This window comes from Treponema sp. (genome assembly GCF_051883275.1).
Lineage (GTDB): Bacteria > Spirochaetota > Spirochaetia > Treponematales > Treponemataceae > Treponema_D.
In genome coordinates, this window is the sequence record NZ_JBJETK010000023.1 from 41,995 (window position 1) to 55,151 (window position 13,157).

Annotated in this window: 10 protein-coding genes; all 10 read right to left on the reverse strand. The window is 42.4% G+C overall.

Going from position 1 to position 13,157, the window contains the following annotated elements; translation table 11 throughout:
- Positions 1 to 52 precede the first annotated feature (52 nt).
- Positions 53 to 1,267: an HD domain-containing protein gene (locus ACI4L0_RS03295; protein WP_439798742.1), complete on the reverse strand. Its 1,215-nt coding sequence runs from the start codon at positions 1,265 to 1,267 to the stop codon at positions 53 to 55.
- Positions 1,267 to 2,067 (reverse strand): hypothetical protein, encoded by an 801-nt coding sequence (locus tag ACI4L0_RS03300; protein WP_439798743.1) that lies wholly within the window; start codon positions 2,065 to 2,067, stop codon positions 1,267 to 1,269. The genes ACI4L0_RS03295 and ACI4L0_RS03300 overlap by 1 nt, the downstream gene beginning before the upstream one ends.
- Complete coding sequence (gene recN, locus ACI4L0_RS03305; RefSeq protein WP_439798744.1) at positions 2,067 to 3,764, reverse strand: DNA repair protein RecN; 1,698 nt, start codon at positions 3,762 to 3,764, stop codon at positions 2,067 to 2,069. Before recN ends, ACI4L0_RS03300 begins: the two co-directional genes overlap by 1 nt.
- Complete coding sequence (locus ACI4L0_RS03310) at positions 3,757 to 4,611, reverse strand: NAD(+)/NADH kinase (protein WP_439798745.1); 855 nt, start codon at positions 4,609 to 4,611, stop codon at positions 3,757 to 3,759. The genes recN and ACI4L0_RS03310 overlap by 8 nt, the downstream gene beginning before the upstream one ends.
- On the reverse strand, positions 4,608 to 5,684 hold the full coding sequence (locus ACI4L0_RS03315; RefSeq protein ID WP_439798746.1) for a DegT/DnrJ/EryC1/StrS family aminotransferase: 1,077 nt from the start codon (positions 5,682 to 5,684) through the stop codon (positions 4,608 to 4,610). Before ACI4L0_RS03315 ends, ACI4L0_RS03310 begins: the two co-directional genes overlap by 4 nt.
- Positions 5,685 to 5,833: 149 nt before the next feature.
- Positions 5,834 to 6,325 (reverse strand): chemotaxis protein CheW, encoded by a 492-nt coding sequence (locus ACI4L0_RS03320; protein ID WP_439798747.1) that lies wholly within the window; start codon positions 6,323 to 6,325, stop codon positions 5,834 to 5,836.
- 164 nt (positions 6,326 to 6,489) lie between these two features.
- On the reverse strand, positions 6,490 to 7,251 hold the full coding sequence (locus tag ACI4L0_RS03325; protein ID WP_439798748.1) for a ComF family protein: 762 nt from the start codon (positions 7,249 to 7,251) through the stop codon (positions 6,490 to 6,492).
- A gap of 60 nt (positions 7,252 to 7,311) precedes the next feature.
- On the reverse strand, positions 7,312 to 9,903 hold the full coding sequence (gene mutS / locus ACI4L0_RS03330; protein WP_439798749.1) for a DNA mismatch repair protein MutS: 2,592 nt from the start codon (positions 9,901 to 9,903) through the stop codon (positions 7,312 to 7,314).
- A gap of 116 nt (positions 9,904 to 10,019) precedes the next feature.
- On the reverse strand, positions 10,020 to 10,553 hold the full coding sequence (locus ACI4L0_RS03335; protein ID WP_439798750.1) for an OmpH family outer membrane protein: 534 nt from the start codon (positions 10,551 to 10,553) through the stop codon (positions 10,020 to 10,022).
- A 79-nt stretch (positions 10,554 to 10,632) separates the two neighbouring features.
- Positions 10,633 to 13,110, reverse strand: coding sequence for an outer membrane protein assembly factor BamA (gene bamA, locus ACI4L0_RS03340; protein ID WP_439798751.1), 2,478 nt, complete (start codon positions 13,108 to 13,110; stop codon positions 10,633 to 10,635).
- Positions 13,111 to 13,157: the final 47 nt, after the last annotated feature.

Here is a 13,157-nt window from a genome sequence, read left to right on the forward strand (position 1 = left end):
GCGAGTCTTTAAAATTCATCTAAGATAAATTTAAGAGGCTCGCAAAATTTCTTCAGCTTTGAAATTCATAAAATAGTTTTCTTGCATCAATTCCATTGACTATTTTTCCATCATCATAGACTTTCAAAAGGTTCTGCTTTCCTTCTACAAGCTGCTGGCTCGTAATTCCATAGCAGATAGAAAGGCTCGCCTCAAGCAAAGCGGAATAATGGTCTGCAACACGAACCAGCCGCCCGTCAACAGGATTGTACTTGTCTTCATTAAACACAGAATTCAGCTCTTCAAATGAAACCGGCAGCACGCATCCGTCAAAAACGCACCTGTTCATAAATTCATCGCTTGTGAAATACAAAATCTCTTCGCAATAAAATTTTTCCATAAGGGGAACCAGCTCCTTTGAAACAATTTTATCCTCAATATCCTTTACAATCGCAGGAAGTCCGTCGGTTGCTCTTTTTACAGGGGAAATTATGTCCCTGGTAACACTTTCAGGCAAATCATGAAACAGCCCCGAAAAAAAATTATTGTAGAGCCGCTTAGGACACATTTCAACGCCGGTATCCCTGCACAAAAGAAGAGTTAAAATTGCCACAAAAAAACAGTGCCCCAGCACAGATGTCTTTGGAACTCTCGGTGTCTGATTCCATCTTGTCTGAAACCGAAGCTGCTCTATGCGCATAAGAAATTCAAAGGGTTTCTGCTTTGTGATTAAAAGCTGAAGTCCCCTCAAATCAAGATACCCCTGCAAGTCCGCGTTCAGCTCCTTTCTGATTGAATCAAGACGCTCGCGCTCATTGACAGGAGAAATCATTTCAAGCTCGCGGAGCGTTGAATATTTATGCGCCGCCCGGAAAATTCTGACTGTAAGAGGTATTTTTTTTTCAGCTGTAAAACTTCCCAGATCTTTCAGATAAAAATCAAAGCGCCTGTACAAATCACTATCATCAATCAGATTCTTGTAGCGTTCCAGAACCCAGTCATTCAGCCTCCTGTATTCCTCAGGATACTCATTTTTTATAAGAGTCTGAACCGGGCTTTTTATATCACAAAGCTGAATTTTTCGGAGCAAATCAAAAAGGCTTGCATAAATCAGCCATTCCCAGTCGATTTTTGCCCCGGAATTTTCCTCATACTTGGCAATAATATAGGCGACGACTGTTTTTTCTGCATGCTTGTCCATTTCAATAATATCAAACGGGCGCACCAGATCATTCCAGCGTTCAATAGAAAAAGCCTCAAAAATTTTAAGCACAAATTCCTTTTTCATCACTTTGAGCTTCCGGATTTTACATCAGCTTCCATTTTGGTTTTCCAGACAAGAGCTTTTTTTCTTATATTTTCGGACTCCGTATTGTCGCCAAGAGCTATTGCAATTCGCCTGTTTGCAATAAGAAGATTTATCGCCATGCGCATATCATCAAGCCGCCTGGAAGCAAGCTCGTATCTATCCCTGTAATCCATTGCGCACTTGTCCAAAAGTCCGCGTAAAAGCCTGATGTATACCGCAGTGGTTTCATAAACAGGCGATTCATGGTCAAAATAATCCTTGCAGGCCTGCTTCATGTCTATGAAATTCTTTGCGACAACAACATGCCTTGCCCGCATTTCAACAAAGGATTCCTTCCATTTTGAATTTTCACCGAATGCAGAAACAAGAAGGTCGATTGCAAGCCCGATTTTCTTTACAATATCAAGTTTTTTTTCTATCGGAAGAAAAGCAACCAGAGCCTGTCGCTGCTCAAGATCAGAAAAAGGACAGTCCACAGTGTTTGTCACTATTTCCTCAAGATAAATTATAGCCTTGTAAATTGATTTTCTGGCATCATTGAGAGTATCGTTGTTTTTTGTTTCAAGCATTTCAAGGGATATGCTGTTTATGCTCATTTGAAGAGTTGCCGTGTAAATCATTTTTTCACACAGGCTGATTTTTTTCTCTTCTATACCCTCTTTTAAACTCCGCAGAGAAAAAGCCCCGTCCTTTTCCTCTTTCAGGCAGTCATTTATCCTATCCTTTATAGGGCGGACTCTCTCGTTGAATTCCTTGCGCAACTCGTCTGATATAGCCATCATTCTCCTCCGAATTTATGCAGCATAGCGGCAGCATGCTCAAGCGACTGGGAAGAAACTGTGTCACCGGAGAGCATCCGCGCAATTTCCTTTACGCGCTCATCTCCTGCAACAGAAAAAATATTAGAAGCTGTAGTGTTTCCTTCCACACCTTTCTGAATCTTAATCTGATTATCGGCATAAACTGCGATGCTGGCAAGATGTGTTATACAGAGAATCTGCTTTTTTTCCGCAAGAAGTTTCATGTGCGCTCCGACAGACACCGCGACCTCTCCGCCGATACCAGTGTCAATTTCGTCAAACACAAGAGTGCCGGCCAAATCTCCGTCAGAAAGAATCGTTTTCAGCGCAAGCATAACGCGGCTAAGTTCTCCTCCAGAAGCAATTTTTGCCAGCGGATTCAAAGGAGACCCCGGATTTGCGCTTATCAAAAATTCAACATTGTCCATTCCGTAAGGGCCGCATTTTTGCTCCAGAGCATTTCCCTCTTTTTCAGTGAGCGAAACCCGGAATTTTGTGTCTTTCATTCCCAGCTTGCACAAAATTTCCTCTACAGCCGATGACATTTTTTCAGAAGCATTCTTTCGCTTTTCGCTGATTGATTTTGCAAGCACATAAACTTTTTTTTCAAGCTCTGAAATTTCACGCTCAAGGGCGGTTTTATCAGATGAAGCTCCGCCGAGCTCGTCAAGTTTTTTTGAAGCCTCTTCCGCATACAAAAGAAGATCCGCAACTGTTGAATTGCGCCCTGTATATTTCTGCTTAAGTTTGAATATAAGCTCAAGCCGGTTTTGAACCTGCTCAAGCCGCTCAGGGTCAAAAACAAGGGAAGAAGCATATCTTCTGAATTCACCGGCAATATCATCAATTTCATAAAATGCCGATCGAAGACGGTTTTCAAGCGATGCAAGCTCCTTGTCCGCCTCGGCCGCCTTTGATGCAACGGCGCATGTTTTTTTCAGCAGAGAAACAAGTCCGCCTTCAGAGCCATTTTCAAATGCAGAATTCACTTCATCTATATCAGCATACAGTTTTTCAAACGAAGCAAGCCTTCTTTCTTCCGCCTCAAGCTCTTCGTCCTCTCCGTTTTTTAATCCCGCATCTGAAATTTCAGAGACAGCGAAAGTCAACATATCAATTTTTGCGCTTCGCTCGGCCTCATTGCTGTTAAGATGCTCAAGGATTTTACGTTTTTCAACAAGCTGATTATACAGAGCCGTAAATGCAGAAACCGAATCAGTGATTTCTGCGTAAATGTCAAGATACCGGCGGTGCTCAGAAACTTTCATAAGCAGCTGCTGGTCGTGCTGGCCATGAATATCCACCAGAAATGCAGAAAAATCGGCAAGAAGGGCTTTTGTAACCGGAGCCTCTCCAATCCAGGCGGAAGATTTTCCGTTGTCCCGTATAATTCTTCTTATTATGATGCGTTTTTCTTCAGGCTGAATTCCATGCTCTTCAAGCCACTGGAAAGCTTCACTGCTTTCAAGCAAAAACACTCCCGAAACATGCGCTTCATTGCATCCGGCGCGAATCTGCTCAGCAACAGCCTTTCCTCCCAGCAAAAAAGCCAGGCTGCCTATGAGGATAGATTTTCCGGCTCCAGTTTCACCGCTCAGAACAGTAAATCCTTTTTCAAATTCAATGTGGGCGCTTTCAATAAGGGCAAAATTTTTTATATCAAGCTCTTCAAGCACGGGGACCTCCTGACCAGTTCAGCTTGCTTTGCAGTGCCGAGAAAAATTTTTCCTGGGTAGAGCAGACAAGCCTTGCATGAAATTGCGGTATTTTCAATATCAAAACATCACCTTCCGACAAGGCAAAATCAATCTGTCCGTCACATGTCAGCAAAACATCAGAACGGCTTTTCATCACGGTAATAACAATTTCGCCATTTTCGCCGAAAACCAAAGGGCGGGCCGACAAACTGAAAGAGCTGACAGGTGTCAAAACCAGCGCAGAAAGCTCAGGCGCAACAATAGGTCCTCCGGCAGCGGCGGAATAGGCAGTAGAACCGGTTGGCGTGGAAACTATTATTCCGTTTGTCTTAAAAGGTCCTAAAAGAGCATGGTTGTAGGCCACGTTCAAATTAACAAGATGCGATGACGGACAGCTTGAAATCACGCAGTCATTCATTCCGCAGCAGGTGAACACTGTCTTTCCGCTTCTCAAAACCTCGCACTGGACAAGAGAACGGCTGCTTATATAGCATTTGTCCCTTAAAAAAAAATCAAGCTCTTCCTGCCAGCCATTTTTTGATACAGCCGCAAGAAAACCGAATTCCCCGAGGTTTACAGGAAAAACAGGAATTCCGATGGGAGCACAGCCCCTGCAAGCAAACAAAACCGTTCCATCGCCGCCCAAAGTCACAACAAAATCATATCCAGAAAAATCCAGCTCAAGAAACTGAGAGCGGACTTTATTCCCGTCATATAAAAAAAGCGAGGTTTTTATGCTTCTTTCCTTTAGAAACGCTGAAATTTCAGAAGCAAGGCTTTCGGCGTCCTTTTTGAATGAATTAGCAATAACAAGGCAATTTTTCATGGCAAAGAAGATAAAACTTTCAATATAAGAGCTGTATCCTTTTGACCGAGGCGCGGATACAGGGGAAACAAGGCGCACCGCAACAGCAGGGAATTTGCGCAAATACACTGCGAAGCAAGCTCTTCCTGTCTGAGCGCAATTATGGAATTTTCAAAAGCCTGCCTGACCTCAATATTTTTTTTCTGCGCATAGGATTTTACGTCTTTAAAGCCTGAATTCAAAACCAGCGGAAAAGAATAAACAGTGGATTCATCCTCGGAAGCCCGGACAAATGTCTTATGCCTTCCTGACATCACAGCCCTTGAAAAGAGAGAAAAAAGCTCACGCCTAGTTTTTTCATTTCTAGAAAATTCCTTGAGCTCAACAAGGGCAAGCGCGGCATTCATATCAGGCAGAATATCAGTAGATGGACTCTCCTCTGCAATATGCTTCAAGACTGTCCATTCCTTGCGGCCGGGTGCAATAAGCAAGGCTCCTCCGCCGGCTGTTATAATATCACGGTCTTCCATTCCAAGAATTGCATAAAGACCGTACATTCCTGCTTTCCGCCTGGAAAGAGGCTTCTGCTCAGCTCCCTGTTCATTTTCAGGTTGCTCTTCAGCAGAATAAGACGAAAGCGCAGATTGTGAAATATCTTCAATAAGCGGAATTCCAAGCTCTAAAAATGCCTTTATATCAGGCAAAATTCCCATTGTTTCTGCCAAAACCAAAAGCCGCCCGCCGTTTTTTATGCACTTTTCAACAGAATCAACAGTCACAAGTCCTGTTTCCTCGCACACATCAGCAACCAGAGGCTTATAGCCGAATTTTTCCACAGTCTGAATCTGATACGAGGGAGCAAGCGCGCTCAATATAACACCGGTTTCTTTCGGCAAATCCAATGCCCTGAAAATATATTCCAATGCAATGGCAGGACTTCTAAGGGCAACAGCACCGTCAAAGCCAATAAGCTCCTTTGCAGTCTGCACAAGTCTTGTATTCATTTCCCCCGGCCCGATTTTTTCATCAACCATGCAGGTCAGAACGGCTTCCATTTCCTTGCGCCGGATTGTTGAACTATATGTATGAATCATTTGCAATTCCTAACTGACACTCCAAAAACCGAAGTTTCCAGAGAGTTCCTGATAAAAATATGAGCGCATGATTTTCCCGCCTTAACACAAAAGCTGAAAATCAAAAAGCTCAATGCAAAACTCAAAAAACTGAAATTTCCGGGTTATCTCTAGACAGCGTCCGGATCAAGAATTTTCTGAAGTTCTTTTGCATTAAACAGTCTGCGCGTATCAAGGATAATAAGATAGCTATTTTCCTGGCGGACAACACCATAAATATATTCAGTTCCAATTCCACTGAGCATCTGTGGCGGCGGCTTGATTTCATCTCCCTGGACAGGAACAACACGGGCAATTCTGTCTATGATAATTCCTATTTTATTTCCTTCGATATCAAGAATAATAAATCCGCCCTCATCCTCGCAGATATCATCTTCAGAATCGACTGTCATTTTCTTTATATAAAATCTTTTATGTAAATTTATTATCGGAATAACTTCTCCGCGTAAATTTATAATGCCTTCAACGTAGAAAGGAGCATTCGGAATCGGCCTGACATTCTGAATCTTTACAATTTCCTTAACATCCATAATGTCAACACCGTAAAGCTCATCCCCAAGCTGGAAAGTTACAAGCTGCAACAATGTATCTTCATCTGCCATAGATTTCTCCTATGAATTCATAAGATTTCAGGGCAAAATTCCTGTAAAAACTGAAGTTTTGCAAGGTTCCCTATATAAAATCCGCCAGACAGGCCAGATTCAAAAACGAATTTCAAAGACAATCTCCAAAAATTCTTCTATATATTTTAATTCATAAAACAATTCTAGTCTACTATAAATAATGACAAAACATCCACTTTTGGAATTCCGTTCTTCTTTAGAATCTCACAGCAGCTTTCAACCGTAACACCTGTTGTAAGGACATCGTCAATCAAAAGAACATGCGCAGGCAGTGCATTTTTAATGAGGAGTTTTTCCATGAGCGCAGCCTCCCTGTAAATTTTTCCCTTGGCAGACAGTCTTTTCTGCCTGTCCAGTTTTTTCTGCTGAAGTTTTTCAGTCCGCTCCAGAATTCTAAAAACAGTATATCCGTATTTTTTTTCAAGAATCCGCACAAGCTCATCAATCTGATCCCAGCCTCTTGAACGAATTTTTCCCGGGCGCGGAGGAACAGGAACAATGCAGGAAATTTCAGGCAGGGATTTTTTTATCACTGTATCGCATATTCCTGCAAAAAACAGCGAAAGACTCCTTTGGTTCTGCATTTTCCATTCAAACAGAAGCGTTTTAGCCCAGAGCCTATAGGGAAAAACTGAAACAACCCTGTCTGAATTCCGCAGAACCCGGCCGCTCCGGCACGACATGCACACTTCAAATTCACTCAGCAGAACTTTTCCGCATATACGGCACCTGTCTGAACGAAAATTCCCGGCACGGGCATAAAGCCTGCGTGAACAGGAACGGCACAGCAGACCATAAAAAGTAGAAGCTCCGCATCGGCAGCATTTTCCGTTTCCAAACATAAGATTCAAGGCAAGCATCGCATAATACTTGAAATCGTAAAGCGTAAATTTCTTAAAAGGCATCAATAATATTATTGCCGGAAAAATAAAAAAAAATGCCGTTTTTTAAGAAAATTTTCGGAATTATTTTGCGCAGAGACTTTTTTTCCAACGCAGGATAGATTGGAGAGCCTGCATCGGAGTCATATTGTCGACATCGCACGACATAATTTCGTCAACCACCAGTTCCTCTTCCGGAAAAAGTGACTCGGAAAAAATCTGCACTTTACATTCAGGAGCCGCCGCGGTTTCTGTTTCAGGAATTATCATAGAAGCATTGCCCTGAATTTTTTCAAGAATTTTCCCAGCGCGCTCAATGACCGCAGAAGGAATTCCAGCAAGCCTTGCGACATGAATTCCGTAGCTGTTCTTGCTTGAACCTTCGATAACCTTTCTAAGGAAAACAATGTCGCTTCCGTTTTCCGCCACGGCCATGCACAAAAGCTTAAGGGATTTATGCTCAAGCCTTGTAAGCTCATGATAATGTGTCGCAAAAAAAGTCTTGCACTTCAGCGTATTCAAAAGATATTCGCTTACTGCCCAGGCAATGGAAAGACCATCCTCGGTGCTGGTTCCGCGCCCAACTTCGTCCATGATAACCAAAGACTGTCTGGTCGCCGAGCGCAGAATTCTAGCGGTTTCTGTCATTTCAACAAGAAAAGTCGACTCTCCGCGGGCAAGATTATCGCTGGCACCAACACGGCAAAAAATCTTATCAACAATTCCGAGCCTTGCGCTATCCGCTGGAACAAAGCTTCCGGTCTGGGCAAGAAGAGCAATAAGGGCATTCTGGCGCAGAAAGGTGCTTTTTCCTGCCATATTCGGGCCTGTAATCAAGGCAAATGACGGGGAATTTTCATCCGAGTTTCCGCACAGCTCCACATCATTGGGAATAAATTCGCCTGCGGGAAGATGGCGCTCCACAACAGGGTGCCGGCCGCTCTTCACAAAAAATTCATGGCTTTCGGCAAGAACAACAGGGCGCGTCCAATTATACAGAACTGCGGATTCAGCAAAGGAACAGATTGAATCAACATAAGCGATTTTTCTTGAAGTCTGCTGAAGATACGGAATATATTTTTTCAGCTCATTTCTGATTTCAATAAACAGATTCCGTTCTAGCTCAAGAATTTTTGCCCCGGATTCGTTCAATGAACTTTCAAGCTCCTGAAGTTTTTCCGTTGTGTACCTTTCAGCATTTAAAAGAGTTCTCCGCATAATAAAATGCGGCGGAATTTTATCCAGTTTTCCCCGGGTGACTTCTATAAAATACCCAAGGTTTCCAGTATTTTTTATTTTCAGATTCTGTATTCCGGTCTTTTCTTTTTCAGATTCAATATATTCTTCAAGAATTCCATTGAAATCATCCCTGACTTTTCTCCAGTAATCAAGCTCCTCAGACCAGCCGGACTTTATAATGCGCCCCTCTGTAAAAACCGTGGAAGGATCCTCTGCAATCGAATTTTCAATAAGGTCAACAATCTGGCGGGCTGAATCATTTTCCGGCATAGAAAAATCATAATGCTCCAGAAGCGACTGCGCCTTGAGCCAAAACTGAAGGCTGTTCTTCAGCGCCTGTAAATCCTTTGCATGCGCCCTGTCCATTGCAATTCTTCCAGCGAGCCGCTCAGTGTCAAGAATTCCATCAAGAGCATCGCGCACACAGTGAAGCAAATTCCTGTTGTCCACAAAAAGCTCAACATGGCTTTGCCTTGAGCAAATTTCAGCCTCATTTGTAAGCGGAAAAGAAAGCCATGTGCGCAAAAGACGGCTGCCCATTGCAGTCTTTGTATTGCTCACCGACTCCAAAAGCGTAAAGCTGGAAGAGCCGTCCCTCAGATTGGATGTGATTTCAAGGTTCCTGCGCGAGGAATCATCTATGACAACAAACTGAGAGTCCTGGTAAACAGAAATCCCTGAAATATGGGGAGCAGAAGCATTTGTAGTTTTTTCTATATAATCCAGAAGAAAACCAGCCGGCGGAACTTCAGGGCTTTGAGGTGTAAGAGAAAACGAATTCAGATTGGCAACCTTGAACTGCTTCACAAGATGCTCATAGTTTTTTTCCGCATTGAAATGCCAGTCAGGATACCAGGAAACAGATGAAACTGAAAGCGACTCAATGGCGGCGAGGATTTCTTTCCGGTTTTTCAGGCTCTCAGGAAGAATCAATTCCTTGGGTCTGCATCTTCCAAGCTCCTTATAAAAATACTCGGACAAATCAGCCTCGGGAAATTTTGTCGCCCGGAATTCACCGGTTGTAACATCGATATAAGCAAGCCCGGCAAAGCCGCCTGAAATGTAAAGCGATGCAAGAAAGTTGTTGACACCGCCTTCAAGATATTCGCTTTCCACAGCAGTTCCGGGTGTGACAACTTCAACAACCTTTCGCTCTGTAAGCCCGCGCTTGGCAACTTCTCCAATCTGCTCCGCCACTGCGATTTTTTTTCCCATCCGCAGCAGGCGCGCAATATAGCTTTTTGCGGAATGAAAGGGAATTCCGCACATCGGATTATCGCCCTTATGTGTCAATGTAAGATTTAAAAGACGTGAAACTTCAACAGCATCCTCGTTGAACATTTCATAAAAATCGCCCAGCCTGAAAAACAAAACATCATCCGGGTGCTGCTTTTTTATTCCAAGGTACTGCGAAATAACAGGGGTTTCGTCCGCCATTTTCTGCTCCAAATTCTACACTGCCACAGCGCGCCGGGGGAAGCCTCAAAACTTCAGTGTAAAAAAATAATATCGCTATTTTCCAGATAAAAAAACACAAAAACAGCAATGCGACCTTATCTGAGTCCAAGCTTAGCAATGACCTGCTCTGTAATATCAACAGAAGGACTGTACCATAAAACAGAATTTGACTCCTGAAGATTTAGAATCATGCTGTATCCCCCGGTTTCCGCCACCCTGGCAAGAGTGTCATACAAATCCTTGTAAAAGGCGTTGTTGTCCTGAAGGGATTTTTTTAGAGATTCCAGCTCAGTGTTTTTTGCGTTTGTATATTCATTTATAAAGTCTGCCTTCTTGGTTATCTTGGCTTCAAGCCTCATTGCCTCAGAATCATTTCCATTGCGCTCATATTCAATTTTCTGGTCATTCAAATTCTGAAGCTCGGCAACAAGGCGGTCTATCTCTCTTTTAAATTCCTCTTTTTTGTTTTCATAGTTTCTCACAGGAGCTGAATTTCTGAAATACGCCTGATAAACCTTCGATGTATCCACAACCGCGAATTTTGTAATCTGCTGGGAAAACGAAAATGCGGCAGAAAAAAATCCAAGAAAAACAAAAAAAATAAAAAACTTGCTGAAATTTCTTTTCATAGTAAAACTCCTGTTAGTTTTGGGTTATCTAAAAAAAATTCAGTTTTTCAAGAAACCCTTTTTAAATTCACAAAATATACTAGCGGTTTGTCATGCTGAATGACAAAACAAAGTGCCAGTTGGACTTCCAGTTGTAATCACCGTCTCCGTCCTGGTCAGTAAAGACAGGGGAACCATCTCTGATTTTGAATGTGTTTGCAAACAAAAGTCGCAGCGGGAACTGCTGTATGGAAAACCTAAAGCTCGGGCCGAAGCTAAAATACCAGTCTTCCTCCTTCAAGTTGAAAAACTGATATGGCTCGTCAGTGATTGCAACGGCATCTCCCCATAAATCAAGAGAAAAAATTCCCGGAATTACAGGCATTCTAAGCTCAAGCGAATTGCACCACAAAGCCTTTCCGCGGCCCTTGTCAGAATTATAAACTGTCCATCCGCGTCCGTTAAACATTCCGTCTATATAAAGCTGGTTGTTTCTTCTTATAGCAGTGTCCAGGGCTGGAAACTGAAACGAAAGTCCCGAATACCCCATAAGAACAAGTTTTAAAGCCCAGCTGTCAGTCAGCGGCTTGTTTATGAGCGTGAAGTATTTTTCACCCTTTGTGTCAGTGCGCAAATAAAATTCAGATTCTCCCCAGCTAGGAGCAAAAGGCAGAAAATCCTTATGTATAAGTCCGTACCATGAAAGACGCTGGCTCGCAAACCATCCGCTGGAAGGGTCCCATGCAATATTTCTTCCGTCCATGGAAAATGCAGTCCAGATAGAATTACGCGGCTCCCAGTTGTCAGAATACTGACTTACGGAACTATCATAAGGAATCCAAAGACTGTCATCATACAAATTGTTTATAAGGCTGTTTGTAATTCCCCCGGAAAGTGTGAGAATTGCAAAGTTCGGCGTCCAGCGGTGTCCCAGAGAAAAACCAAGACTGAACTGATTCTGCTCGTACTCCATATAGTAATAATCATCGTCAATGTCACCGCTCGGAAGCATTTTATCACGCAGCGCATAATTATTCGAATGTGAATAGCTGAGCGAAACATTTGTGCTTATAGGCTTATTAAAAAGCCAGTTCTGTCCGTAGTTCAAGGAAACGGACTGCTCATTTGTGGAAAGCGTTGTTCCAATAGAAGCAAGCCGTCCTTCGCCGAAAATATTTGAATCCTGAATGCGCGCAGTAAGGGCAATAGGAATTTCCCCAGGATCAGACACACCGCTGAATGTAAATCCAAAGTCAAGAGTTGTTGTGCTCTGCTCTTCCACTGTAAAAACAATATCAACAAGATTTTCCTCTGAACCCTGAAGGACTTCCGGGGAAACCGCAGAAAAATACTGAAGATTATAAAGATTTCTCAGACCGTTTGAAATTTTCGCATTTGAAAAAATATCGCCTTCCTCAATCGGAATTTCACGGCGGATAACAAAATCCTTTGTTTTTTCATTTCCCTTTATAAGGATATTTTCAATATGGCTTCTGGAATTTTCCTGAATTTTGATTGTATAGGAAATTACCTTTAAGTCCACATCCTTATTCACATCTACCATAAAGCGGTTTGAAGTATATCCATTTTCATAATATAAATTCTGGATATTCATTCTTGTTTCCTGAAATTTGGTTTCGTTGTAAACCGCATCTTTCTTCAGGGTAACAAGATCGTCAAGTTCTTTCGTGGAAAAAACACGATTTCCTTCAAAAGTGATTCCGCCAAAAATATACTGTATTCCTTCCTGAATCTCAAAGGTAATCTCTATTTCCTCGCGGTTTTTCTTGGCATTATAAGAAACTTTCTGATCAATATTTATGACTTTTGCATCAGCATAGCCGCGGTTCTGATAGTAGCTTGCAATAGCCCTTGAATCCGCAGCGAGAGATGACTCTTGAAACGAGCCTTTCTTAAAAAGCCCCGCTTCCTTCATGGAAATTTTTCCCTTCAGTGTTTTTGAAGAAACAACTTCGTTTCCGGCAAAATTAATGGTCTTTACAACAGTCTGCCGGCCTTCTTTTATAGTGAAAGTAACATAGGCACCATCATCGCGCATTTCAAAGGAAGAGCTTACAGAAATTTTTGTATATCCCTTTTCAATATAGTAATTGCGGATGGCGCGCTCATCCTCAAGAATTTTGCTTTCGACAAAAATATCCTTTGCCTTTAAGGAAATTTTTGACTTGAGATCAGCATCGTGTATGTACCTGTTGCCGTCAAAAATAAGCTTCATCACAACAGGACGCTCAACAACGCTCAGCAGAAGATTCACTGTTTTTCCGTTGTCAGAATTCTTGGCGGCTTTTATTTCAACATCATCAAAATATTCAAGTGAAAATATCCTATCGTAAAGGTCGCTGATAAGCTCATCGGAAAACGGCTTGCTTATAAAAGCGCTGGTAACGCCATCCAAGTCTCCGTGCTTTACGTTTTTAAGATTATCAAAAACAATATTTTTTATCGGCTTTCCATAATACCAGTCTTCCGAGGCAGTCTGGGCAGAAACAGGAGCAGCACAAAAAAACGCCGCAACACAAAAAACAACAAACACAAAAAAAGTGTTTTTAATGCGCATAAAAAATCCTCTGTACATTCAGGGAAACACCTAATAATCGAACCATG